The sequence below is a fragment of the Pseudomonas sp. PS02302 genome (assembly GCF_029959585.1).
GTDB classification, from domain to species: Bacteria; Pseudomonadota; Gammaproteobacteria; order Pseudomonadales; family Pseudomonadaceae; genus Chryseomonas; species Chryseomonas aestiva.
In genome coordinates this window covers 98,245-123,627 of record NZ_JASCON010000004.1, presented here as the reverse complement: position 1 = coordinate 123,627, position 25,383 = coordinate 98,245, and the positions used below count along the sequence as shown (strand labels likewise).

The 25,383-nt window shown below is 65.4% G+C and carries 22 protein-coding genes; 15 read left to right on the top strand and 7 right to left on the bottom strand.

What is annotated here, in order from left to right:
• Window positions 1-75: 75 nt before the first annotated feature.
• Window positions 76-1,113: a rod shape-determining protein MreB gene (gene mreB, locus QMX82_RS02860; protein WP_133859853.1), complete on the bottom strand. Its 1,038-nt coding sequence runs from the start codon at window positions 1,111-1,113 to the stop codon at window positions 76-78.
• 232 nt (window positions 1,114-1,345) lie between these two features.
• Here mreB and gatC point away from each other — a divergent pair, with 232 nt between their 5' ends.
• The 4 genes from gatC to QMX82_RS02840 all read left to right on the top strand — a co-directional run bounded on the left by gatC (window position 1,346) and on the right by QMX82_RS02840 (window position 5,044).
• Complete coding sequence (gatC, locus tag QMX82_RS02855; protein WP_133859854.1) at window positions 1,346-1,633, top strand: Asp-tRNA(Asn)/Glu-tRNA(Gln) amidotransferase subunit GatC; 288 nt, start codon at window positions 1,346-1,348, stop codon at window positions 1,631-1,633.
• Window positions 1,634-1,641: 8 nt separating this feature from the next.
• The gene (gene gatA / locus QMX82_RS02850) at window positions 1,642-3,093 is read left to right on the top strand and encodes an Asp-tRNA(Asn)/Glu-tRNA(Gln) amidotransferase subunit GatA (protein WP_282281160.1); all 1,452 of its coding nucleotides are present in this window, start codon (window positions 1,642-1,644) and stop codon (window positions 3,091-3,093) included.
• 14 nt (window positions 3,094-3,107) lie between these two features.
• On the top strand, window positions 3,108-4,556 hold the full coding sequence (gene gatB / locus QMX82_RS02845; protein WP_282281158.1) for an Asp-tRNA(Asn)/Glu-tRNA(Gln) amidotransferase subunit GatB: 1,449 nt from the start codon (window positions 3,108-3,110) through the stop codon (window positions 4,554-4,556).
• 89 nt (window positions 4,557-4,645) lie between these two features.
• Window positions 4,646-5,044 carry a septal ring lytic transglycosylase RlpA family protein gene (locus QMX82_RS02840; protein ID WP_133859857.1) on the top strand — a complete coding sequence of 133 codons (399 nt, stop codon included), beginning with the start codon at window positions 4,646-4,648 and terminating at the stop codon, window positions 5,042-5,044.
• Window positions 5,045-5,052: 8 nt separating this feature from the next.
• On the opposite strand, the gene QMX82_RS02835 is transcribed toward QMX82_RS02840, so the two are convergent.
• The 6 genes from QMX82_RS02835 to QMX82_RS02810 all read right to left on the bottom strand — a co-directional run bounded on the left by QMX82_RS02835 (window position 5,053) and on the right by QMX82_RS02810 (window position 11,904).
• On the bottom strand, window positions 5,053-6,072 hold the full coding sequence (locus tag QMX82_RS02835) for an alginate lyase family protein (protein ID WP_282281156.1): 1,020 nt from the start codon (window positions 6,070-6,072) through the stop codon (window positions 5,053-5,055).
• Between the two features lie 256 nt (window positions 6,073-6,328).
• The gene (gene kdgD, locus QMX82_RS02830; protein ID WP_133859859.1) at window positions 6,329-7,240 is read right to left on the bottom strand and encodes a 5-dehydro-4-deoxyglucarate dehydratase; all 912 of its coding nucleotides are present in this window, start codon (window positions 7,238-7,240) and stop codon (window positions 6,329-6,331) included.
• A 133-nt stretch (window positions 7,241-7,373) separates the two neighbouring features.
• Window positions 7,374-8,126 carry a FadR/GntR family transcriptional regulator gene (locus QMX82_RS02825; protein WP_208694410.1) on the bottom strand — a complete coding sequence of 251 codons (753 nt, stop codon included), beginning with the start codon at window positions 8,124-8,126 and terminating at the stop codon, window positions 7,374-7,376.
• An 83-nt stretch (window positions 8,127-8,209) separates the two neighbouring features.
• Entirely contained in the window at window positions 8,210-9,943 is a 1,734-nt protein-coding gene (locus QMX82_RS02820) for an ABC transporter ATP-binding protein/permease (RefSeq protein WP_282281155.1), read from the bottom strand.
• Window positions 9,944-10,067: 124 nt separating this feature from the next.
• Window positions 10,068-10,628 (bottom strand): response regulator transcription factor, encoded by a 561-nt coding sequence (locus QMX82_RS02815; protein ID WP_208694408.1) that lies wholly within the window; start codon window positions 10,626-10,628, stop codon window positions 10,068-10,070.
• 16 nt (window positions 10,629-10,644) lie between these two features.
• On the bottom strand, window positions 10,645-11,904 hold the full coding sequence (locus tag QMX82_RS02810) for an ATP-binding protein (RefSeq protein ID WP_208694407.1): 1,260 nt from the start codon (window positions 11,902-11,904) through the stop codon (window positions 10,645-10,647).
• 177 nt (window positions 11,905-12,081) lie between these two features.
• Here QMX82_RS02810 and QMX82_RS02805 point away from each other — a divergent pair, with 177 nt between their 5' ends.
• The 11 genes from QMX82_RS02805 (at window position 12,082) to QMX82_RS02755 (ending at window position 25,319) form a co-directional block, all read left to right on the top strand.
• Complete coding sequence (locus QMX82_RS02805) at window positions 12,082-12,789, top strand: SIMPL domain-containing protein (protein WP_282281154.1); 708 nt, start codon at window positions 12,082-12,084, stop codon at window positions 12,787-12,789.
• 246 nt (window positions 12,790-13,035) lie between these two features.
• Complete coding sequence (locus QMX82_RS02800; RefSeq protein ID WP_282281153.1) at window positions 13,036-14,634, top strand: ABC transporter substrate-binding protein; 1,599 nt, start codon at window positions 13,036-13,038, stop codon at window positions 14,632-14,634.
• A 70-nt stretch (window positions 14,635-14,704) separates the two neighbouring features.
• Entirely contained in the window at window positions 14,705-16,303 is a 1,599-nt protein-coding gene (locus QMX82_RS02795; RefSeq protein WP_208694405.1) for an ABC transporter substrate-binding protein, read from the top strand.
• A gap of 42 nt (window positions 16,304-16,345) precedes the next feature.
• Window positions 16,346-17,938 (top strand): ABC transporter substrate-binding protein, encoded by a 1,593-nt coding sequence (locus tag QMX82_RS02790; protein ID WP_282281152.1) that lies wholly within the window; start codon window positions 16,346-16,348, stop codon window positions 17,936-17,938.
• A gap of 146 nt (window positions 17,939-18,084) precedes the next feature.
• On the top strand, window positions 18,085-19,503 hold the full coding sequence (locus QMX82_RS02785; protein WP_208694403.1) for an OprD family outer membrane porin: 1,419 nt from the start codon (window positions 18,085-18,087) through the stop codon (window positions 19,501-19,503).
• 360 nt (window positions 19,504-19,863) lie between these two features.
• On the top strand, window positions 19,864-20,874 hold the full coding sequence (locus tag QMX82_RS02780) for an ABC transporter permease subunit (RefSeq protein WP_208694402.1): 1,011 nt from the start codon (window positions 19,864-19,866) through the stop codon (window positions 20,872-20,874).
• A 22-nt stretch (window positions 20,875-20,896) separates the two neighbouring features.
• Entirely contained in the window at window positions 20,897-21,808 is a 912-nt protein-coding gene (locus QMX82_RS02775; RefSeq protein ID WP_027602553.1) for an ABC transporter permease subunit, read from the top strand.
• Entirely contained in the window at window positions 21,805-22,836 is a 1,032-nt protein-coding gene (locus tag QMX82_RS02770) for an ABC transporter ATP-binding protein (RefSeq protein WP_280310537.1), read from the top strand. The genes QMX82_RS02775 and QMX82_RS02770 overlap by 4 nt, the downstream gene beginning before the upstream one ends.
• Window positions 22,823-23,848: a peptide ABC transporter ATP-binding protein gene (locus QMX82_RS02765; protein WP_208694400.1), complete on the top strand. Its 1,026-nt coding sequence runs from the start codon at window positions 22,823-22,825 to the stop codon at window positions 23,846-23,848. Before QMX82_RS02770 ends, QMX82_RS02765 begins: the two co-directional genes overlap by 14 nt.
• 225 nt (window positions 23,849-24,073) lie before the next feature.
• Window positions 24,074-24,493, top strand: coding sequence for a GNAT family acetyltransferase (locus QMX82_RS02760; RefSeq protein WP_208694399.1), 420 nt, complete (start codon window positions 24,074-24,076; stop codon window positions 24,491-24,493).
• 355 nt (window positions 24,494-24,848) lie between these two features.
• Window positions 24,849-25,319 carry a helix-turn-helix domain-containing protein gene (locus QMX82_RS02755; RefSeq protein WP_208694398.1) on the top strand — a complete coding sequence of 157 codons (471 nt, stop codon included), beginning with the start codon at window positions 24,849-24,851 and terminating at the stop codon, window positions 25,317-25,319.
• The last annotated feature ends 64 nt before the right edge of the window (window positions 25,320-25,383 follow it).

Sequence of the window (25,383 nt, the reverse complement as noted above, 5' to 3'; positions counted from 1 at the left end):
CCGCCCCCCCCCCCCCCCCCCCGGCGCCCCCCCCGCCCGGGGCGGCCGGCGCGGGGCCTGTAGCCTGGAACTGCCTTATTCGGTGGACAGCAGGTCCATGGCGTGGCGATCCATCATGTCCAGCGCCTTGCCGCCGCCACGGGCCACGCAGGTCAGCGGGTCTTCGGCGACGATCACCGGCAGGCCGGTTTCCAGCGACAGCAGCTTGTCCAGGTCGCGCAGCAGGGCGCCACCACCGGTCAGCACCAGGCCACGCTCGGCGATGTCGGAGGCCAGTTCCGGCGGCGACTGCTCCAGGCAGCTCTTGACCGCCTGGACGATGGTCGCCAGGGATTCCTGCATGGCTTCGAGCACCTCGGTGGAATTGAGGGTGAAGCTGCGCGGTACGCCTTCGGCCAGGTTGCGGCCACGGACGTCGATCTCGCGGACCTCGCCGCCCGGGTAGGCGGTACCGATTTCCTGCTTGATGCGCTCGGCGGTGGATTCGCCGATCAGGCTGCCGTAGTTGCGACGCACGTAGGTGACGATGGCTTCGTCGAAGCGATCGCCGCCGACGCGGACGGATTCGGCATAGACCACGCCGTTCAGCGAGATCAGGGCGATCTCGGTGGTGCCACCGCCGATGTCGACGACCATGGAGCCATGGGCTTCCTCGACCGGCAGACCGGCGCCAATGGCCGCGGCCATCGGCTCCTCGATCAGGAATACCTCACGGGCACCGGCGCCCAGCGCGGATTCGCGAATGGCGCGGCGCTCGACCTGGGTCGACTTGCAGGGCACGCAGATCAGCACCCGCGGACTGGGCTGCAGGAAGCTGTTCTCGTGCACCTTGTTGATGAAGTATTGCAACATCTTTTCGCAGACGCTGAAGTCGGCGATGACGCCGTCCTTCATCGGGCGGATGGCGGCAATGTTGCCCGGCGTCCGACCGAGCATGCGCTTGGCGTCGGTACCGACGGCGACGACGCTCTTCTGGTTGCCATGGGTACGGATGGCGACGACCGACGGCTCGTTGAGCACGATGCCACGCTCGCGGACATAAATCAGGGTGTTGGCGGTTCCCAGGTCGATCGACAGATCGCTGGAGAACATGCCACGCAATTTCTTGAACATGAGGTGACCCTAGGCGGTGACAAGCAGGCACGCGACAGGACAAACGTGCGGGTAAAAAAGTGCGGCAGACTCTAACAATCGCAGGGATTTAGGGCAAGGCGCCGATATGCTAGATTGAGAGCTTTTCCGGGCCGTTAAGCCCCTGTTCAACGCGGCGCCCGACCCGCCCAGCCCGTCTTCAGCATACGCGGCCGCCAACCGGGTCACGCCGCCTTCCTGCTTGGAGAAGCCGATGGCGCTCGAACGCACCGACGTCGAAAAGATTGCTCACCTGGCCCGCCTGGGTCTCGATGAAGCGGATCTCGCCGCTACCACCGCCACCCTCAACGACATCCTCGGCCTCGTCGACCAGATGCAGGCCGTGGATACCACGGGTATTGCCCCCCTCGCCCACCCGCTGGAAGCCACCCAGCGCCTGCGACCCGACCAGGCCACCGAAGGCGACCGGCGCGAGGCCTACCAGGCCATCGCCCCGGCCGTGGAAGCCGGCCTGTACCTGGTTCCCAAGGTGATCGAGTGAGACACGACATGCATCAGCTGACCCTGACCGAAATCGCTGCCGCCCTGGCCGCCAAGGATTTTTCCGCCGAGGAGCTGACCCGCAGCCTGCTGCAGCGGATCGAGCAGCTCGACCCGCGGCTCAACAGCTTCATCACCGTGACCACCGACCAGGCGCTGGCCCAGGCGCGGGCTGCCGACGCGCGGCGCGCCGCCGGCGAAAACGGCGCCCTGCTCGGTGCACCTCTCGCCCACAAGGATCTGTTCTGCACCCAGGGGGTGCTGACCAGCTGCGGCTCGAAGATCCTCACCGGCTTCAAGGCGCCCTATGACGCCACCGTGGTCGAGCGACTGGCCGCGGCGGGCGCCGTCTCCCTCGGCAAGCTGAACATGGACGAATTCGCCATGGGTTCGGCCAACGAGTCCAGCCACTACGGTCCGGTGAAGAATCCCTGGGACGTCACCCGGGTACCGGGCGGCTCTTCCGGTGGCTCCGCCGCGGCCGTGGCCGCGCGCCTGCTGCCGGCCGCCACCGGCACCGACACCGGTGGCTCGATTCGCCAGCCGGCGGCCCTGACCAACCTCACCGGCATCAAGCCCACCTACGGCCGCGTCTCGCGCTGGGGCATGATCGCCTACGCCTCCAGCCTCGATCAGGGCGGCCCGCTGGCGCGCACTGCCGAGGATTGCGCCCTGCTGCTGCAGGCCATGGCCGGTTTCGACCCCAAGGACTCCACCAGCGTCGACCAGCCGGTGGACGACTACCAGGCGGCCCTGCAGCAGCCGCTGAGCGGCCTGCGCATCGGTCTGCCGCGGGAATACTTCAGTGCCGGCCTGGACGCCCGCATCGGCGAGAAGGTGCTGGCCGTGGTCGAGGCGCTCAAGAAGCTCGGCGCCACTGTCAAGGACATCTCGCTGCCCACCCTGCAGCACGCGATTCCGGCCTACTACGTCATCGCCCCGGCCGAAGCCAGCTCCAACCTGTCACGCTTCGACGGCGTGCGCTTCGGCTATCGCTGCGAGAATCCGGTCAATCTGGAAGATCTCTACAAGAGATCCCGTGGCGAAGGCTTCGGCGCCGAGGTGAAGCGCCGCATCATGGTCGGTACCTATGCCCTGTCGGCCGGTTATTACGACGCCTACTACCTCAAGGCCCAGCGCATCCGCCGGCTGATCAAGAACGACTTCGTCGCGGCCTTCGCCGAGGTCGACGTCATCCTCGGCCCGACCACGCCGAACCTGGCCTGGAAACTCGGCGAGAAGAGCAACGACCCGGTCTCCGCCTATCTCGAAGACCTCTACACCATCGCCGCCAACCTCGCCGGCATTCCCGGCCTGTCGATGCCGGCCGGCTTCGTCGACGGCCTGCCGGTGGGCGTGCAACTGCTCGGCAACTATTTCCAGGAAGGCCGTCTGCTCAACGTCGCCCACCAGTACCAGCAGGTCAGCGACTGGCATCGCCAGGCGCCGAGCGGCTTCTGAGGAAGGATAGAGACATGCAATGGGAAACCGTGATCGGGCTTGAGATCCACGCTCAGCTCAGCACTCAATCGAAGATTTTCTCCGGCAGCGCCACCAGCTTCGGCGCCGAGCCCAACGCCCACGCCAGCCTGGTCGACCTCGGCATGCCCGGCACCCTGCCGGTGCTCAACGCCAAGGCCGTGCGCATGGCCTGCAAGTTCGGCCTGGCCATCGATGCCGAGATCGCCGAGCGCAACGTCTTCGCGCGCAAGAACTACTTCTACCCGGACCTGCCCAAGGGCTACCAGACCAGCCAGATGGATCATCCCATCGTCGGCAAGGGGCACCTGGACATCACCCTGGAAGACGGCACCGTCAAGCGCATCGGCATCACCCGCGCGCACCTGGAAGAAGACGCCGGCAAGAGCCTGCACGAAGACTTCCACGGAATGAGCGGCATCGACCTGAACCGCGCCGGCACGCCGCTGCTGGAGATCGTCTCCGAGCCGGACATCCGCAGCGCCAAGGAAGCCGTGGCCTACGTCAAGGCCATCCATGCCCTGGTGCGCTACCTGGGCATCTGCGACGGCAACATGGCCGAGGGTTCGCTGCGTTGCGACTGCAACGTCTCGGTGCGCCCCAAGGGCCAGGAGGCCTTCGGCACCCGCGCCGAGATCAAGAACGTCAACTCCTTCCGCTTCATCGAGAAGGCCATCAACCACGAGGTTCAGCGCCAGATAGAACTCATCGAGGACGGTGGCAAGGTGGTGCAGGAAACCCGCCTGTACGATCCCAACAAGGACGAGACCCGCTCCATGCGGAGCAAGGAAGAAGCCAACGACTACCGCTACTTCCCCTGCCCCGACCTCTTGCCGGTGGTGATCGAGCCGGCCTTCCTGGCCGAGGTGCGCAGTCAGCTGCCCGAGCTGCCGACCGAGAAGCGCGATCGCTTCCAGAGCGAGTACGGGCTGTCGGTCTATGACGCCAGCGTGCTGTCCGCCAGCCGCGAACTGGCCGACTACTTCGAGGAAGTCCAGCAGGTCAGCGGCGACGCCAAGCTGGCGGCCAACTGGGTGATGGGCGAATTGTCGAGCCTGCTCAACAAGCAGGACCTGGACATCGCCCAGGCACCGGTGAGCGCGGCCCAGCTGGGCGGCCTGATCCTGCGCATCAAGGACGACACCATCTCCGGCAAGATCGCCAAGATGGTGTTCGAGGCGCTGGCCGCCGGCGAAGGCGCGAGCGCCGATGCCATCATCGAAGCCAAGGGTCTCAAGCAGGTCACCGACAGCGGTGCCATCGAGGCGATGCTGGACGAGGTCCTGGCGGCCAATGCCGCCCAGGTCGAGCAATACCGCGCCAGCGACGAAGCCAAGCGCGGCAAGATGTTCGGCTTCTTTGTCGGCCAGGCGATGAAGGCCTCCAAGGGCAAGGCCAACCCCGGCCAGGTCAACCAGCTGCTCAAGCAGAGACTGGAAGGCTGACGGCAGTCGTACGGGGTTACGGACCGGGGCTGACAGCCTCGGTGCGAGCCCTTAAGCTGCTGCCGGTCGTTTTGCCAGGAGGCATCGAGATGCATAGGATCCACCGTGCCGGACTGCTGTCGCTGGTCCTGCTGTTCGCCGGTTGCGCCAGTCAGGAAAGCTTCCCGCCCACGCTGTCCCCTACCGCTGCCCATGACTATCAGGACACCGGCATGGCGTCCTTCTACTCCAAGTGGCACGCCGGTCGCCGTACCGCCAGCGGTGAAAAATACGACCCTGGCGCCCTGACCGCCGCCCACCGCACCCTGCCCTTCGGCACCCGCGTCCAGGTCACCAATCTGGCCAACGGCCGCAGCGTGGTGGTGCGCATCAACGATCGCGGCCCGACGGTTCGTCGACGCCTGATCGACCTGTCGCGCAGCGCGGCCGATCGGCTCGACATGGTGGCCGACGGCACCTCCCGGGTCAGCATCCGCAGCCTGGACTGATAGGGGCGCTAGCCCTGACAGGCCGGGGCATAGGCCCACAGCATCCGCGGCGGTGCCGCAGCGAGCTGGTGGGCGATGGACGCATAGCGCGGATCGAGCAGACTGGCCGACCAGTACAGGTTTCTGGCGCCCCGGGGCTGCCAGGTGCCTGCATAGCCGGGCAGCCCGGCCTGGGCACGCTGCACATCGAAGCGTACCGTCGTATTGCGGAATTCCTCATGGCTGCGCTGGCCTTTCGCATAGGGCAGCAGCCAGTCGAGCGCCCTGGCCAGGGTCTGGCCTTCAGCGCCTGGCAGGTGCAACCAGTCCTCGCCGCGCCCCTGGGCCACCGCCGCCGCCAGCACCAGGGGCTCGAGGTCGTAGACGACATAGTGCAGGGCATCGCGCTCGCCGAAGTCCAGCACCTCGCCATCGGGCTTGAGATTGACCGACAGCTGCGCCACGAAGGCCGCCCGCGCCCGGGCGAACAGCGCCGGATCGTCCAGCGCGCCGGCAGCCAGGGTCGCCAGCTTGATCCTGTGACTCTGCCAGTTGTTGCTCCAGACTCCGTGGGCGTCCCCCCGATGCGCCGCCATCTGCTGCAGATAACCCTCGGCCAGGGTCGTGATGAAGGCGCGGGAACGCCGAGCCGTCGCGGCGGGCAGATCCGCCGCGGTCAGCTGATAGGCGACGATGAGATTGCTCAGATTGGTCTCGTCGATGGGCTGGAAACTGAGCCGATACCCAGGCAGCCAGGCATCGAGATAGCTGGCCAGGCGCGCCAGGGCCGCGGCATCGCGATTGTCCCGCCAGGCCAGCGCCAGATCGAGCATGTAGCCGAAATCCCGTACCGCCGCGGCGGACTGGTCGTGGCTGCCGGTATGCGGCAGGGTTCCTGCCGTGTGGATGACCGGCAGCGCCTGGGGCCCGGTCGCGGGAGGATGACTAACCGCCTGCGCCAGCGCCGCGGCCGAGGGCGGTCTTGCCGCCAGGCAGGTCGTATGTCCGGGGGATGCAGCCAGGGCGAGATACAGCAAGGTGGCGCTCATGAGGAGGATTCTCCAGCGAGAGGTTGCTCGGAAAAGGCCTGGAGCGTCACCCCGCCCGGCTTCGCGCGCAGGCGCGCTGAGCTGTTCAGCCTCGCACCCGGTCCTTAGCGTTGGCTTAAGCCAGCTGCTCCCACCGCGTGTTGCCGAAGGCATGCCAAGCCTGGCGAGCGGGCAAAAAAAAGCCCGCGACCAAGCGACTGGCCGCGGGTTGTGCAACGGGAGGAGAGGTGCCGGAGCACCTCCCGGGTAGCAGACGTTACTGCGGACCGAGCTTGTCCATCAGCGCGGCCAGCTGCTCGTATTCGTCCCGCTTGAGATCGGTCAGCGGGGTCCGCACCGGACCGGCATCGTAGCCGGCGATCTTGGCGCCTGCCTTGACGATGCTGACGGCATAGCCGGCGCAACGGTTCCGGATTTCCAGATACGGCAGGAAGAAGTCGTCGATCAGCTTGCCGACCGCCTCGTGATCGTCACGGGCGATGGCTTCGTAGAATTGCACGGCGGTCTTGGGCACGAAGTTGAACACGGCCGAGGAATAGACCGGCACGCCCAGCGCCTTGTAGGCGGCGGCATAGACTTCGGCGGTGGGCAGGCCGCCCAGGTAGCTGAAGCGATCGCCCAGGCGACGGCGAATGGCGACCATCAGTTCGATGTCACCCAGACCGTCCTTGTAGCCGATCAGATTCGGGCAGCGCTCGGCCAGTTGCTCCAGGTGATGGGGCTGCAGGCGGCAGACGTTGCGGTTGTAGACCACCACGCCGATCTTGACCGACTTGCAGACGGCTTCGACATGGGCGGCCACGCCGTCCTGGCTGGCTTCGGTCAGGTAGTGCGGCAGCAGCAGCAGGCCCTTAGCGCCCAGACGCTCGGCTTCCTGGGCATAGGCGATGGCCTGGCGGGTGGAGCCACCGACACCGGCGAGGATCGGCACGCTGCCCTGGCAGGTGTCTACCGCGGTCTTGATGACGCCGCTGTATTCGCTGGCTTCCAGCGAGAAGAATTCACCGGTGCCGCCGGCGGCGAACAGCGCGGTCGCGCCGTAGGGGGCCAGCCACTCCAGGCGCTTGGCATAGGTGTCGGGGCGGAAGTCGCCGTTGGCATCGAAGTCGGTCAGCGGGAAGGACAGCAGACCGGAAGAGAGGACGTGTTTGAGTTCTTGTGGAGTCATCTTGAGTGCCTCGGCATAGGTTGGACTGAGGTGCGGCAGGTCCGCTACCTGTTGTAAGTCATCGTACAACCTCTTTTATGGAAGGGGCAAGCCCCAACCAGAAAAATGCTCTTCAGCGCGCTGGAACCCCGTTTCAGACCTCTCCCGCCTGGCGCTCCATTTCTTCGTGTGCCCGTCTCAGGCGCTCGCGGCTGTTGCTCAGGTGCAGACGCATGGCGGCGCGAGCGGCTTCCAGGTTGCCGTCTTCGATGGCCTGGAGGATGGCTTCGTGCTCGGCATCCAGACGGCGCTGGTAGAGCTGCTGGTCATCGTGGGCGAGATAGGCGGAATTGAGGCGGGTCCGGGGAATCAGCACCGTGCCCAGGTAGCTCATGATGTCGCTGAAATAGCGATTGCCGGTCGAGCTGGCGATCAGCAGATGCAGCTCCAGGTCGGCGCTCACAGCACGGTCGGGCTGCTCGACGCCGGTACGCATGGCTTCCAGCAACGCCCACATGGCCTGCAGTTGCTCGGCCGAGCGGCGCTGGGCGGCCAGGCCGGCGGCCTCGACTTCCAGGCTGATGCGCAACTCGAGCATCGCCAGCACGTCCTTGAGGGTGGTGATGGTGGCCGGGTCGATCGGCAGCGGCGACTCGGGGCGCCGCTCCAGCACGAAGGTGCCGATGCCGTGGCGAGTCTCCACATAGCCACCGGCCTGCAGTCGGGAAATGGCCTCGCGCACCACGGTGCGGCTCACGCCCTGGGCCTGCATGATGGCCGACTCGGTGGGAAGCTTGTCGCCGGGCTGGAATTGGCCGTCGCCGATCTGCTGAATCAGCACCCCGACGACCTCTTCTGCCAGGCTACGGGGTCTTTTTCGGGGGCGGGATACGGTGGGTGCTGACATGGATTCTCGTACCGATTGAAGGGACTCTGGAATCATAGCACCCCCCTCCTCCCAAACGCCCGGTTTAGACCGCTTAGTCCATATTAGGATGCCTCGCCGACCGCTCTAGGACGCAGCTCTTGACCCTCCAGCAGCAGGTGGCGACGGTGGTAGGCGCGCAGACTCGGACGATGGCCGACGCTGACCAGGGTCAGGCCGGGGTTCTCCGCCAGCAGGCGCTCATAGAGCGCGCGCTCGTCCGCTTCGCTCAGCGCCGAGCTGGCTTCGTCGAGAAACAGCCAGTCAGGAGCATAGAGCAGCGCCCGGGCCAGGGCGACGCGCTGCTGCTCGCCCGGCGACAGAGTACGTTCCCAATGACGGCTTTCGTCGAGGTGCTCCACCAGGTGATCCAGGCGACAGTGCCGCAGGACTTCGGTCAGCCGCTCGTCACTGTAGGCCGCCACCGGCTGCGGATAGGCCAGGGCTTCGCGCAGGGTGCCAATGGGCAGATAGGGTTGCTGCGGCAGGAACAGCTGGCGACCCGGCGGTACGGCGATACCGCCCTGCCCTTGTCGCCAGAGTCCGGCGAGGGCGCGCAACAGGGTGCTCTTGCCACTGCCCGAGGCACCTTCGATCAGCAGGTGTTCGCCACGGGCGATGCGCAGATCGGTGGGATGCAGCAGCAAGCGGCCGGCGGCACCCAGGGAGAGCCCTTCCAGGATCAGGTCGTTGTCGCTGGCATGGGGCACCAGGATGTCGGTCTCCTGGCTGAATTCGGCCATGGTCTCGCGAAAGGTCAGCAGACGGTCGGAGACGGCGCGCCAGCCGGCCAGGCTGACATAGGCGTCGACGAACCAGCTGAGACTCTCCTGGACGTTGCCGAAAGCCGAGTTGATCTGCATCAGGTCGCCCAGCTGGATCTTGCCGGAGAAATAGCGCGGCGCCGCCAGCACGAAGCCGGCGATGATGGCGATCTGGCTGTAGCCGGCGGTGAAGAAGGTCAGCCGCTTGGTGTAGTTCATCACCAGATGATAATTGCCCCAGACGTAGCCGAAGCGATCCAGCAGGCGCCGATGTTCGTTGGCTTCGCCGCGAAACAGCGCCACGCTCTCGGCCTTCTCGCGCACACGGATCAGGCCGAAGCGCAGGTCGGCCTCGTAGCGTTGCTGCTGGTTGTAGAGACCGATCAGCCGCCGGCCGATCAGATGGGTCAGCCAGGTGCCGATGGTGGCGTAGATCAGCGCCGCCCAGAACATATAGGCCGGGATGGTGATGCCGAACAGGGTGATGTCGCCGGAGATGCCGAACAGGATGACGCTGAAGGACACCAGGCTGACCACCGTACGGATGAAGCCCAGCCCCAGGCTCAGGGTGGTGTCGGCGAAGTCGCGGATGTCTTCGGTGAGGCGCTGGTCGGGGTTGTCGGCGCCGCCTTCGCGTTCCAGCTGGTAGTAGTTGCGATCGGACAGCCAGAGGCCGAAGTGCTTTTCGGTCAGCCAGCGCCGCCAGTTGATGGTCAGCGCCTGGGTCAGATAGAGGCGGTACACCGCCAGCAGGATGGCGGTGGCGGCCAGCCCGCAGAAATACAGCATCAGCCGGATGAAGGCGGCCAGATCGCGATTCTGCAGGGCATCGTAGAAGTAGCGGTACCAGGTGTTCAGGGCCACCGACAGGCCGACCCCGGCCAGGGACAGGGCGATGACCACGGACAGCAGGAGCCAGGCCTTGCCTTTCTCTTCGCTGCGCCAGTAGGGGGTGATCAGGGCCCAGACGCGGGCCAGGAAATGCCCACGGGAAGCCCCATAGACGGAGGGCACGGGTACGGCGGATTCGGACATGCTCGGACTCTCAAGGACTGCTCAAGGAGACGCCTGCACAGCCTATGCCGGAAAGCCTGAACGAATTCTGACTGAAACAATGTAACAGTTTGTCGCCCACGAAGGTCGTGGGCGATGGCAGCCCTCAGCGGCGGACCGGACGCTTCTGCAGCTTGCGCTGCAGGGTCCGGCGGTGCATGCCCAGGGCGCGCGCGGTCGCCGAGATGTTGCCTTCGTGCTCGGACAGCACCCGCTGGATGTGTTCCCACTGCAGGCGGTCCACCGACATGGGATTGTCGGGCACCAGGGTGTCGAGATCGGCGTGCTGGGCGAGCAGGCCGGCCAGGACGTCGTCGGCATCGGCCGGCTTGCACAGGTAGTTGGTGGCGCCACGCTTGATGGCTTCCACCGCGGTGGCGATGCTGGAATAGCCGGTGAGGATCACCACGCGCATCTCCGGATGCAGCTCCAGCAGCTGGGGCAGCAGCACCAGTCCCGAGTCGCCTTCCATCTTCAGGTCGAGCACGGCGTAGTCCGGCAGGTCTTCCCTGGCCAGTTGCAGGCCTTCCTCGGCACTGTCGGCGATGGACACGCGCAGACCGCGACGATCCATGGCACGGGCCATCACCCGGGTAAAGGTGGGATCGTCGTCGACCAGCAGGATGTGGGGCTGGTCGTCGAAACCGCTGTTGAGGTCGTCAGTCATAGAATTCTCCAGGCATTCACGCCAGGGCGTAGTGCCGCGGCAGGCGCAATTCGGTCAGGGTGCCGCCTTCTTCGTGATTGTAGAGCTTCACCGTGCCGCCGGCGCGGGTGACGCTGGCCTGGCTGAGAAACAGGCCCAGGCCGAAGCCCTTGCCCTTGGTGGTGAAGAAGGGCTTGCCGAGCTGCTCGGCGATGGCAAGGGGCACCCCGGCGCCATGATCGCGGATCGACAGACACAGTTCGCGAGCATCCCAGTGCAGACGGATGGCCAGGTTTTCCGGGCAGGCGTCGGCGGCGTTGTTGAGTAGATTCAGCAGTGCCTGGGTAAGTTCTACCGGCGGCGTCAGGCGCGGCGGCGTGCCCAGACTGACCACCTCGAAGCTGTAGGTGGCTTCCGGGCGCATCAGGTGCCAGCGATCCATGGTCGCTTCCAGCCACTCCACGGCGGTCTGCTCCTGCACCGTCTGGCGGCGGTCGGCTTCGGCGGCGCGCACCAGTTGCTGCAGGGTCTGCTTGCACTGGCCGACCTGGGCCTGCAACAGCGCCAGGTCTTCGCTCAGGGTCGGCTGATTACCGTATTCCTGCTGCAGCTCCTTGAGCAGCACGCTCATGGTGGACAGCGGCGTGCTCAATTCGTGGGCGGCACCGGCGGCCTGGGTGGCCACGGCCAGCAGTTGCTGATCGCGCATGGCCTGTTCGCGGCGCTGGGCCTGCAGATTCTCCTGTTCGCGCAGGGCGGTGGCCATGCGCGCGACGAACAGGGTGATGACGGCGGCGGACAGGGCGAAGCTCAGCCACATGCCGTAGCTGAGCACCGCGCCGTCGTTGGCCACCAGCAGGTGCAGCGGCTCGTAGGACAGCAGCATCAGCGAGAAGACCGCCAGGGTCAGGGCCGCCAGCACCAGGGTATAGAGCCAGGGCAGCGTGGCCGCGGCGATGGTCAGGGGCACCAGGTAATAGGAGGCGAAGGGGTTGGTGGGTCCGCCGGCGAAATACAGCAGCGCGCTGTGAATGGCCAGGTCGCAACCCAGGTGCGCGGCGTACTCCTGCTCGGTGACCGGCCAGGGGCGGGTCAGCCGCAGGGCGGCGAACAGGCAGAGCACCGCCGAGACGCCCAGGGTGATGGCCAGGGCCGTCCAGGGCAGCTGGACGATGCCCGACAGCCGGGCGATACCCACCGAGCCGGCCTGGGCGGCCAGCACCAGCACGCGGATAAGGACCAGGCGCCCGAGATTCTGGCGATTGGCAGACAACCATTGAACGGGCAAGGAGAACATGCGAGGTTCCAGGCGCAAGAAACGATCGAGACGGCAGCCCCGAGGGACCTGCCGGTCAGAGCAGACTTGGCATTATAGCGATGGGTATCCGCCCGCAGCCGCCGACGCGGCAAAGCGACGCACCATCCGCCAGGTCCGCGGTCACACCGCTGTCGTACTGCCAATCAGGAGAACACCATGCCCCCTTCCCTACGCCCGCTCGTGCTGGGCGCCGCCCTGTTCAGCGCCCTGCTCGCCACCGGCGCCCAGGCTGACGAAGCGCGCTACAACCAGATCAGCCTGAGGGCCGAGGTCAGTCGTGAAGTGCCGCGCGACCGCATGCAGGTCATGCTCTATACCGAAAGCCAGGGCCAGGATCCGGCGACCCTGGCCAGCGACACCACCAAAACCCTTAACGCCGCCCTGGAACAGGCGCGCAAGGTCGCCGGCGTGGACGTCTCCCTGGGCAATCGCAACACCTACCCGGTCTACGAAGACCAGGGCCGGGCGATCAACGCCTGGCGCGAGCGCGGTGAAATACGCCTGGAAAGCGCGGATTTTGCCGCCCTGTCCAAACTGACCGGCGAATTGCTGGGCAACCTGAAGATGGGCAACCTGCAATTCACTATCGCCGACGGTACCCGCAAGCAGCAGGAAGACGCCCTGTTCAAGGACGCCGTGGCCGCGTTCAAGGCGCGTGCCCAGCTGGCCACCGAGGCCCTGGGTGGCTCGGGCTATCGCATCGTCAACCTGGACCTGGGCACCAGTGGCGTACCCCAGCCGCTGCCGATGCTGCGCATGTCGGCGATGAAGGCCGCCAGCGATGCCGTGACCCCGGACGTCGCCCCCGGCACCACCACCGTCGAGGTGACCGCAGGCGGTACCATCGAAGTACAGATGCCCTGATCTAGTGCAAAAAAGTAACAATGCTGTTTCGGTGCGCACTTTCGGTGCGCACCCTCTTCCTGCCACGACACCCCGTCTTACATCTTTGCGACATCTGTTTCCTGTTTGGGTCGCTCAGGGTCAATAGCTCGCCTGAGCTATGGACATGGGCATAAGCTGTGCATGTGGGCTCATCTGTCCACAAGACATCGGCATTCTGTTTCGCAACGCCACATCGTGTTGCGCCGTCCCCGACATGAGGTCTCCATGCACAAGAACGTACTCGCTGCCCTCTTCGCTTCCGGTCTGCTTGCCGGCGCACCCCTGGCTCAGGCAACCAACCTGGTGTTCTGCTCCGAAGGTAGCCCGGCCGGTTTCGATCCGGCGCAATACACCACCGGCACCGACTTCGATGCGTCGGCGGAAACCATCTTCAACAAGCTGACCCAGTTCGAGCGCGGCGGTACCCAGGTCAAGCCGGGTCTGGCGGAGAGCTGGGACATCAGCGAAGACGGCAAGGTGTACACCTTCCACCTGCGCAAGGGCGTGAAATTCCACACCACGGACTACTTCAAGCCGACCCGCGACTTCGATGCCGATGACGTCCTCTTCACCTTCCAGCGCATGCTGGACAAGGACAATCCGTTCCGTAAGGCCTACCCCACCGAATTCCCCTACTTCACCGACATGGGCCTCGACCAGAACATCGCCAAGGTGGAAAAGGTCGACGACTACACGGTGCGCATGACCCTCAACGAAGTGGATGCGGCCTTCCTGCAGAATCTGGCGATGCCCTTCCCGTCGATCCAGTCGGCCGAATACGCCGACAAGCTGCTCAAGGCCGGCAAGGCGGCCGAGATCAACCAGAAGCCGATCGGCACCGGTCCCTTCGTCTTCAGCCGCTACCAGAAGGATGCGGTGATCCGCTACAAGGCCAACCCGGACTACTGGGACAAGGTCGATGGGCCCAAGGTGGACAACCTGATCTTCTCCATCAACACCGATCCCTCGGTACGGATGCAGAAGCTCAAGGCCGGCGAGTGCCAGATCACCGTCTATCCGCGTCCGGCGGACCTGGACGGCCTGAAGAAGGACCCGAATCTCAAGCTGCCGTCGCAGCCGGGCTTCAACCTGGGCTACATCTCCTACAACGTCGAACATGGCGATCTGGCGAAGCTCAAGGTGCGCCAGGCGATGGACATGGCCGTCAACAAGCAGGCCATCATCAACGCCGTCTACCAAGGCGCCGGCCAGGTGGCGGTCAACGCCATGCCGCCGACCCAGTGGTCCTACGACAAATCCATCAAGGACGCGCCCTACGATCCGGAAAAGGCCAAGGCCCTGCTCAAGGAAGCCGGCTTCAAGGAAGGCACCGAACTTACCCTATGGGCCATGCCGGTGCAGCGTCCCTATAACCCCAATGCGCGCCTGATGGCAGAGATGCTGCAGCAGGACTGGGCCAAGATTGGCGTCAAGACCAAGATCGTCAGCTACGAATGGGGCGAGTACATCAAGCGCTCCAAGAGCGGCGAGCAGGACATCATGCTGATCGGCTGGAGCGGCGACAACGGTGACCCGGACAACTGGCTGGCGACCCTCTTCGGCTGCAAGGCCATTGGCGGCAACAACTTCTCCCGCTGGTGCTACCAGCCGTTCGAGGACCTGGTGGTCAAGGCCAAGCGCGTGACCGACCAGGGCGAGCGCACCAAGCTCTACGAACAGGCCCAGCAGGTGCTCAAGCAGCAGGTGCCCATGACGCCCATCGCGCATTCCACGGTGTATATGCCGATGCGCAAGGAAGTCCAGGACTACAAGATCAGCCCCTTCGGGTTGAACGAGTTCTACGGCGTCAGCGTCAGCAAGTGAAGCCTCTTGGCCAGGGCCGGGAGCCAGACTCCCGGCCCTGGCCGTTCATTTGACTGATGGAGTGAAACCCATGCGCCTTCCCTACGCCTACTCGTTGCTGGCGGCGAGCCTGCTCGCCTGTGCTCCGCTCGCCCAGGCGGCGAGCAATCTTGTCTATTGCTCGGAAGCCAGCCCGGCCGGTTTCGATCCGGCGCAATACACCTCGGGCACCGAATTCGACGCCTCCGCGGAAACCGTCTTCAACCGCCTGGTGCAGTTCCAGCGTGGCGGCACCACCCTGGAACCCGGCCTGGCAACCCGCTGGGACGTGAGCGCGGATGGCAAGACCTATGCCTTCCACCTGCGCCAGGGCGTGAAATTCCATACCACCGACTACTTCAAGCCCACCCGCGACTTCACTGCCGACGACGTGGTCTTCACCTTCCAGCGCATGCTCGACAAGGAGCAGCCGTTCCGTAAGGCCTATCCCACGGAATTCCCCTACTTCACCGACATGGGGCTGGACCAGAACATCGCCAAGGTGGCCAAGGTCGACGACCACACCGTGGTCTTCACCCTGAACAAGGTCGATGCCGCCTTCGCCGCCGACCTGGCCATGAGCTTCGCCTCCATCCAGTCGGCGGAGTACGCCGCGCAGTTGCTCAAGGAGGGTAAGCCCGAACTGATCAACCAGCAGCCCATCGGCACCGGCCCCTTCGTCTTCAGCCGCTACCAGAAGGATGCGGTGATCCGCTTCAAGGGCAATCCGGACTACTGGAAGCCCGAGGACGTCAAGCTCGACAACCTGATCTTCGCCATCACCCCCGACGCCGCCACCCGCCTGCAGAAGCTCAAGGCCAACGAGTGCCAGGTCAGCGGCTATGCGCGTCCGGCGGATCTGGTGGAGATGAAGCAGGATGCCAACCTCAAGGTCCTGCAGCAGCCGGGCTTCAACGTCGGCTTCCTCGCCTACAACGTCCAGCATCCGCCGCTAGACAAGCCCGAGGTGCGGCGTGCTCTGGACATGGCCATCAACAAGCAGGCCATCGTCGACACCGTGTTCCAGGGCGCCGGCCAGGTCGCGCAGAACGTGATCCCGCCGAACCAGTGGTCCTACGACAAGAATATCAAGGGCGCGCCCTATGATCCGACCAAGGCCCGCGCGCTGCTCAAGCAGGCGGGGATCAAGGACGGCACCGAGATTGCCCTCTGGGCCATGACGGTGCAGCGCGCCTCCAACCCGAATGCTCGCCAGTCGGCGCAGATGATCCAGCAGGATTGGGCCAAGGTCGGCATCAAGGCCAAGATCGTCAGCTACGAATGGGGCGAGTACATCAAACGCGCCAAGGCTGGCGAACACGATGTGCTGACCTATGGCTGGACCGGCGACAACGGCGATCCGGACAACTGGCTGGGCGTGCTCTACGGCTGCAGCGCCATCGGCGGCAGCAACTATGCGCGCTGGTGCGACAAGGACTACGACGCTCTCATCCAGAAGGCCAAGACCAGCAACGATCGCGCCGAACGCACCCGGCTCTACGAGCAGGCGCAACAGCTCATTCGCCAGCAGATGCCGGTGAGCCCCATGGCCCACTCGGTGGTGTCCCAGCCCATGCGCAAAGCCGTGCAGGGCTTCAAGATCAATCCCTTTGGCGTCACCGGTTTCTATGGCGTAAGCCTCGACCGCTGATTCTGTCCGGCCCGCTCTGCGGGCCTTCACGAGGAGCCTTCCGTGTCCAAACCGCTATTCTCGCTGTCCCTCGCCGCCCTCCTCTGCCTGACGGCCAATGCCGCCCTGGCCCGGCCCCTGGTGGTCTGCACCGAGGCCAATCCGGAAGGCTTCGATCCGGGTCGCTACACCTCCGGCTATACCTTCAATGCCTCGGCCACGCCGCTGTACAACCGCCTGGTGGAGTTCAAGCAGGGCACCGCCGAGCTGGAGCCGGGCCTGGCCGAAAGCTGGGAGGTTTCCCCCGATGGCCTGCAGTACACCTTCGCCCTGCGCCAGGGGGTGAAATTCCACACCACCGACTACTTCAAGCCGACGCGTGATTTCAACGCCGACGACGTGGTGTTCAGCTTCGAGCGCATGCTCGACAAGAACAATCCCTGGTACAACCTCTCCCCCAGCGGCTATCCCTATGCCGCGGCCATGGAGATGGGCACCCTGATCAAGTCCATCGACAAGGTGGACGACAGCCACGTGCGCTTCACCCTCAACCAGCCCGAGGCGCCCTTCCTCGCCGATCTGGCGATGGCCTTCGGTTCGATCCTGTCCAAGGAATACGCCGACAGCCTGCTGGCCAGCAAGAAGACCGACGACATCAACCAGAAGCCCATCGGCACCGGTCCCTTCGTCTTCCAGCGTTATGCCAAGGATTCCAACACCCGCTACAAGGTGAATCCGGACTACTTCGGCAAGAAGCCGCAGATGGATGGCCTGGTGCTGGCGGTGACCCTGGATCCCAATGTGCGCATCCAGCGGGTACGCAACAACGAGTGCCAGATCGGCCTGACGGTGAAACCGCAGGACGTGCCGATGCTCAAGCAGGACAAGAGCGTCAAGCTGGCCCAGGTGGAAAGCCAGACCACCTCCTACCTGGCGATGAACACCAGGCACAAGGCGCTGAGCGACGTGCGCGTACGCCAGGCCATCGCCATGGCCTTCGATCAGCAGAACTACCTGAAGACGGTGTTCGGCGAAGGCGGCGCCAAGGCGGCGATCAATCCCTACCCTTCTTCGCTGCTGGGCTACGCCAAGGACATCAAGCCCTGGCCCCATGACGTGGAAAAGGCCAAGGCGCTGCTCAAGGAAGCCGGCTACGCCGATGGCTTCACCCTCAAGTACTACATCAGTACCGGTACCGGCCCGGGCGGCAGTCCGGCGCTGGTGGCCCAGCTGATTCAGGGCGACCTGGCCAAGATCGGCATCAAGGCCGAGATCACCCAGTTCGAGTGGGGCGAATTCGTCAAGCGCACCAAGGCCGGCGAGCACGACCTGATGATGATGAGCTGGACCGGCGACAACGGCGATCCGGACAACTTCCTCACCAACAACCTGAGCTGCGCCGCGGTGCAGGGCGGCGAGAACCGCGCCTTCTGGTGCGACAAGGCCTTCAACGATGCCATCGAGCAGGCCAAGCGTATCAACGACCCGGCCCAGCGTACCGCGCTCTACGAGCAGGCCCAGCAGATCTTCCACCAGCAGATGCCCTGGATTCCGCTGGCGCACCCGCTGTTCACCGATGTCCTGCAACCCAAGGTGCAGGGCTATGTGCAGAGTCCGCTGGGGGTCTACGACTTCTCCACGGTGACCCTCGACTGATCGGCCCCTGATGCCGTAAGCGACCGGGCCCGGGCGGCCCGTCCCCTCGACCTTTCCCGTCTCGCGCCGCATTTCGGCGCGACGGGTTCGGCCGCGCCGGAAAACGCCCAGATAACAGAAAAAACGACCGCTTTGGAGCACAGCCAATGACTAACGTCCACCGTGGAGGCCTCGCCCTCTCCCTGCTCACCCTGGCCCTGACCGCCCACGCCCAGTCCCCGGCGCCGGAAGATCCCAGCTACGCCAACGAGGTCCAGACCCTGCCCAATGTGCAGAAGCCGGTGAAGGGCCAGGCAGGCGCCCAGGGCTTTTTCGCCGACGACAGCCTGACCCTGACCACACGCAACTTCTTCGCCCGCGAGACCAGCTCCGATCCGATCTTCAGCTACAGCAAGAACGGCACCCGGGTGCGCACCCATTCGCGCAATACCTGGGTCCAGGCCACGGCGCTCAAGTACAGCTCCGGCTACACCCAGGGCCCGGTGGGCTTCGGCATCGACGTGGCCGGCTATCAGGCCACCAACCTGGAGCGGGGCAAGGGCCAGATCGGTGGCGGCGGCAACCGCACCCTGGCCAACGCCGAGGGCGAGGGTCATGCCGAGTGGTCCAAGCTGGGCATCGCCGATGCGCGCTTCCGTGTCTCCAACACCGAGCTCAAGATCGGTCGTTTCATGCTCGACACCCCGGTGATCAGCTACAACGACAACCGGCCCTTCCCCTCCGGTTTTGACGGTTTCGCCCTGACCAGCGATGAATGGGACAACCTCTCGCTGCAGGGTGGCAGCTTCACCCGTGTCAGTCCGCGGACCGGCGCCGGCGACGAGAAGTGGACCACCGAGTACGGCACCCGCGAGGTCACCGCCGACCGCCTGAGCTTTCTCGGCGGCAATTACAAGCTGCCCCAGGGTTGGGAAGTCAGCGTCTATGGCGCCAACTTCGAGGACGTCTGGAATCAGTACTTCCTGAGCATCACCCAGGCCGGCGGTTCTCTCGATACCTTCGCCTGGAAGGCGGTGGCCAACGCCTATCGCACCGTCGACGCCGGCAGCGCCAAGGCGGGCGACATCGACAACACCGCCTGGAGCCTGGCGTTCACCGGCAGCCACCAGGCCCACAGCCTGACCCTGGCCTACCAGCAGATCGACGGCAACGAGTACTTCGACTACGCCCACGAGACCGCCGCCATCTACCTGGCCAACTCCCTGGTCTCGGACTACAACGGCCCCAACGAGAAGTCGCTGCAGATCCGCTACGAGACCGACTGGAGCTACTTCGGCGTGCCCGGCCTGAGCACCGGCGTCTGGTACGCCAAGGGCTGGGACATCGACGGCACCCACTACGACGCCGGCGCCGGCAAGTACGCCAACTATGCCGAGGTCCTGCAGCAGGATGGCGAGAAGCACCACGAGATCGGCCTGGTCACCACCTACAAGGTGCAGCAGGGCGCGCTCAAGGACAGTCGCTTCCGCCTGCTGCTGACCGATCACCGCGCCAGCCAGAACCAGGTCGACGGCAACGTCAAGGAGTTGCGCCTGGTCTCCACCCTGCCGTTCAACCTGCTGTAATGGCAGGCCCCGGCGGCTTCCACGCAGTGTCGGGCATCTGGCCGGGATCGCGTCGCGAACACCGGCGAAGCCCTGGCCGTGTCGAGGATATCGACGCCCGTGGCAACGTGATAGTCTGCCGGGTTTGGAGCGCTGGCCCAGAGCGCTCTTCGAACCTATTCGTAGGACCGAACGAACCTGCCTCGCGCAGGCCTCGTTCGGCGCGGACCAGGACGGTCCGTGCAGGGATGAATCCGGACCCACAAGGTCTGAGAGTCAGATCAAAAGCTCATTAGCTTTTGAGCAGGCTCTCACTTAAAAACGCGGCCGGGCATGTACTCGCGCCGTCTTGATCAGCCTCAAGAGGAGATACCCCCTCCGATGCTCGCCTTCATCGCCCGTCGCTTCGGGCTGCTGATACCGACGTTCTTTGGCGTCACCCTGCTGACCTTCGCCCTGATCCGCCTCATCCCCGGCGATCCGGTGGAGGTCATGATGGGCGAACGCCGCGTCGATCCGCAGATGCACGCCGAAGCCATGCACCGCCTGGGCCTCGACAAGCCCCTGTACCAGCAGTATTTCGACTACATCGGCAACCTTGCCCAGGGCAACCTCGGCGAATCCCTGCGCAGTCGCGTCGGGGTCTGGGACGAATTCCTGACCCTGTTCCCGGCCACCCTGGAACTCTCGGTGGCGGCCATGCTGTTCGCCACGGTCTTCGGTGTGCTGGCCGGCATCATCGCCGCCCTCAGGCGCGGCACCACGGTGGACCACGGGGTGATGGGCGTGGCCCTGACCGGCTATTCCATGCCGATCTTCTGGTGGGGCCTGTTGCTGATCATGCTGTTCTCCGTGCAGCTCGGCTGGACCCCGGTTTCCGGCCGTCTGGACCTGCTCTACGACATTCCGCCACGCACCGGCTTCATGCTCATCGACACCCTGCTCTCCGACGAGCCCGGCGCCTTCGTCGATGCCCTCAAGCACCTGATCCTGCCGGCCATCGTGGTGGGCACCATTCCCCTGGCGGTGATCGCCCGCATGACCCGCTCGGCCATGCTCGAGGTGTTGCGCGAGGACTATGTGCGCACCGCTCGCGCCAAGGGCCTGTCGCCGGGGCGGGTGGTCTTCATCCACGCCCTGCGCAACGCCCTGATCCCGGTGCTGACCGTGCTCGGCCTGCAGGTCGGCAGCCTGCTCTCCGGCGCGGTGCTCACCGAGACCATCTTTTCCTGGCCCGGCATCGGCAAGTGGCTGATCGAGGCCATCGGCGCCCGGGACTATCCGGTGGTGCAGAACGGCATCCTGCTGATCGCCACCCTGGTCATCCTGGTCAATTTCGTCGTGGACATCCTCTACGGCCTGGTCAATCCGCGCATCCGCCACCAGCGTTGATGCGCCCATACGGACAGAGCCTATGACAACGGTAAACACCCCGGCCGCTCAAGACCCGAGCGCCCTCTATCCCTCCCCCTTCAAGGAGTTCTGGCACGCCTTCGCCCGCAACAAGGGCGCCCTCGGCGGGCTGATCTTCATGGTCATCGTGGTGTTCTGCGCGCTCTTCGCGCCCTGGGTCGCACCCCATGCGCCCAGCGAGCAGTTCCGCGACTTCATGCTCACCCCGCCGCTGTGGCTGGACGGTGGCAACAGCCAGTTCCCCCTGGGCACCGACGAGCTGGGGCGTGACCTGCTCAGCCGGCTGATCCACGGCGCCCGGCTGTCGCTGCTGATCGGCCTGGCCTCGGTGGTCTTCTCGCTGATCCCCGGCATCCTGCTCGGGCTGGTCGCCGGCTTCTCGCCCAACCGCGCCGGTCCGGTGATCATGCGCCTGATGGACATCATGCTGGCGCTGCCCTCGCTGCTGCTGGCCGTGGCCATCGTCGCCATTCTCGGCCCAGGCCTGATCAACACCGTGGTGGCCATCGCCATCGTCTCGCTGCCCTCCTATGTCCGCCTGACCCGCGCCGCGGTGATGGGCGAACTGCACCGCGACTACGTCACCGCCTCGCGGCTGGCCGGCGCCGGTACCCTGCGGCTGATGTTCGTCAGCGTGCTGCCCAACTGCATGGCGCCGCTGATCGTCCAGGCCACTCTGAGCTTTTCCTCGGCGATCCTCGATGCCGCCGCCCTGGGCTTCCTCGGCCTTGGCGTGCAGCCGCCCACCCCCGAGTGGGGCACCATGCTGGCCTCGGCCCGCGACTACATCGAGCGCGCCTGGTGGGTGGTGACCCTGCCGGGTCTCGCCATCCTCTTCACCGTGCTGGCCATCAACCTGATGGGCGACGGCCTGCGCGATGCCCTCGATCCGCGTCTGAAGGTGCAGTCATGAGCCTCCTCGAAATCCAGAACCTCTCGGTGCGCTTCGGGGGCACCGACGCCCCGCCGGTGGTGGAAGGCCTCGATCTCACGGTGGATCAGGGCGAAATCGTCGCCATCGTCGGTGAATCCGGCTCCGGCAAGTCGGTGACCATGATGGCCGTGATGGGCCTGGTCGATCACCCCGGCCGCATCACCGCCGACCGCCTGGCCTTCGACGGCCAGGACCTGCTCAGCCTCAAGGGTCGCCGCCGGCGCCACCTGATCGGCAAGGAGCTGTCGATGGTCTTCCAGGACCCGATGACGGCGCTCAACCCCAGCTACACCGTGGGCTTCCAGCTGGAAGAGGTGATCCGTCAGCACCTGGGCCTCAAGGGTCGCGCGGCTCGCCAGCGCGCCCTGGAATTGCTGGAAAAGGTCGAGATCCCGGCCGCGGCCAGTCGTCTCGGCGCCTATCCGCACCAGCTGTCCGGGGGCATGAGCCAGCGCGTCGCCATCGCCATGGCCATCGCCGCCGAGCCGCGCCTGCTGATCGCCGACGAACCCACCACCGCGCTGGACGTGACCATCCAGGCGCAGATCATGGAGCTCCTGGTCAATCTGCAGCGCGACGAGGGCATGGGGCTGATCCTCATCACCCACGACCTCGCCGTGGTGGCCGAGACCGCCCAGCGCGTGGTGGTGATGTATGCCGGCCAGGCGGTGGAGAAAGGCGTGGTGCCGACCCTGTTCGACGCCCCCGCGCACCCCTACACCGAAGCCCTGCTGGCGGCCATTCCCGAGCACAGCCAGACGGACCGCCTGCACACCCTGCCCGGCATCGTTCCCGGTCGCTACGACCGTCCCGCCGGCTGCCTGCTGAGCCCGCGCTGCCCCTATGTGCAGCCGCGCTGCCAGGAGCGCCCGGCGCTGGAGCCCTACGACCGTGGTGCGGTGCGCTGCTTCTTCCCGCGCAACGTCGCCCCGGGCGAGGCGCCCGCGGTGCTGCCCGAACATCAACGTCCCAGCCAGTTGCCGGAGGATCGCCATGGCGCCGTCTGAAGCCACCGTCCTCGCCCGCTCCACTCCCCCGGAGCAGGCGCCCGAGCACCTCGTGCTCGAAGCCAAGGGCCTGACTCAGCACTATCAAATCTCCCGCGGCCTGTTCAAGGACAACGCCACGGTCAAGGCGCTCAACGGCGTCTCCTTCGACCTCCAGGCCGGGCGCACCCTGGCCGTGGTGGGTGAGTCCGGCTGTGGCAAGTCGACCCTGGCCCGCGCCCTGACCCTGATCGAGCAGCCCACCGCCGGCAGCCTGGTCATCGGCGGCCAGGACGTGGCCACGGCCGACACCGCCCGGCGCAAGGAACTGCGCCGCGAGGTGCAGATGGTGTTCCAGAATCCCTATGCTTCGCTCAATCCAAGGCGCAAGATCGGCGACCAGTTGGCCGAGCCGCTGCAGATCAACACCAGCCTCTCCCGCACCGAAAGGCGCGAGAAGGTACAGGCGATGATGCAGCAGGTGGGTCTGCGGCCCGAGCACTACCAGCGCTATCCGCACATGTTCTCCGGTGGCCAGCGCCAGCGCATCGCCGTGGCCCGCGCCATGATGCTGCAGCCCAAGGTGCTGGTGGCGGACGAGCCGACCTCGGCGCTGGACGTGTCCATCCAGGCGCAGGTGCTCAACCTGTTCATGGATCTACAGCAGCAGTACCGGACCGCCTATGTGTTCATCTCCCACAACCTCTCGGTGGTGCGCCACATCGCCGATGAAGTGATGGTGATGTACCTCGGCTGCATCGTCGAAAAGACCAGTCGCGACCTGCTGTTCCAGCGGCCCCTGCATCCCTACACCCAGATGCTGCTGTCGGCCACCCCGAGTCTGCACCCGGACCCGAGCAAGCCGCGCATCCGCATCCAGGGCGAACTGCCCAACCCGCTAGATCCGCCACCCGGTTGCGTCTTCCACCGCCGTTGCCCCTATGCGACGGAGAAGTGCAAGACCGAGGTCCCGGCATTGCGCAACGTGGAAGCCCGCCAGGTGGCCTGCCACTATGCGGAGAACTTTCTCTAGGCCATCGGGGCCGTTGGGCTTCACTGGCACTCAACCCAACCTACGGAAGCCTTGCAGGTTGGGTTGAGCCGGCTCCATCGTCGCAGCCCAACATCTTTGGCCTGGCGCCGTACTGTCGGGCTTCACTGGGCACTCAACCCAACCTACGGAAGCCTTGTAGGTTGGGTTGAGCCAGATCCATCGTCGAAGCCCAACACACCCCAACCCCGCTAAAGGCTGCAGTCCATGCACATCCGCCCCTTCCACCCCGCCGACACCGAGGCCGTGGTCAATCTCTGGCAGGCCTGCGGACTGACTCGCCCCTGGAACGATCCCTACCGCGACATCCAGCGCAAGCTCGCCGAACAGCCCGAGTTGTTCCTGGTGGGCGAAGCGGACGGTACCCTCATGGCCAGCGCCATGGTCGGCACCGACGGTCATCGCGGCTGGCTCTACTACCTGGCGGTGGCCCCCGCGCACCAGCGCCGCGGTCATGCCCGGCGACTGGTGGAGAGGGCCGAACAACTGCTGAGCGAACGCGGTTGCCCCAAGCTGCAGCTGATGGTGCGCCGGGACAATGCGGCGATCCTCGGCTTCTATACGGCCCTTGGCTATGCCGAGGCCGAGGTCGTCACCCTGGGCAAGCGGCTGATCGTCGACGATTAGAGTGGAAGGCGGCGAAGCCCTGTTTGCTGCCGATACTCAACGCCCAGTGGAAAACGCCCTGCGGTTTTCCACGCTACGGGCTGACGACTGACCGTAGGGTGGGTAACGGCGCAGCCTTACCCACGCGGAGCCAAACCTGCAGCGGAAACCCTTAGACGGTTTCCACTGGGTGTAGCCGGTGTAGAGTGGATGGACAGGGAAAACCCTGAGAGGAGACGGGCTTCCGAGTCCCCTGCCAGCGAGGCAGTCGCGTCCCTGTCATCTCGCTGTCAGGCTGCTATCGGGTTGCCGTCGTGTCGGAAAGAAGACCCTGCGGCTACGCTTTTGCTCGTCCATCACCGCTGGAGAAACCGACATGCAACTGCCCAACAGGATCAAGGAACACCGCCTGGCCCGAGCCTGGTCGCAAGAGCATCTGGCAGAGCTCGCGGGTATCAGCACCCGCACGGTGCAACGTCTCGAAAATGGCGAGCAGGCCAGTCTGGAGACGCTGAGCGCCCTGGCCGCCGTCCTGGAAATCAGGGTGAGCGATCTGACGGAGCAAACCACTCAGGAAGCGGGATCCGCCGCAGACGAGCGGATCGCGAATGCCCGTGAACAGGTAGCCGCCGAGATCGGCTTCTATTGGCAGGTACTGCGGGGCCTGGTCATCTGCGTCTTTCTCTATGTGCTCAATCGCGCGACCTCGCCCGAGAGCCACTGGTCCTTATGGGTCGCCGCCATCTGGGGTCTTCTGCTGCTGGGTCGTGGCATCCAGACCTTTTTCCTGCGCGATAGGATCGCCCTATGGCAGCACGGCCGGCTGCAAAAGATCTTGCGAAAGTAGGGGACGCCGTTGATCAGCCTCATCCCCAGGATCAGCTGAATTGCCTACTCGGCCATAGCGCTGC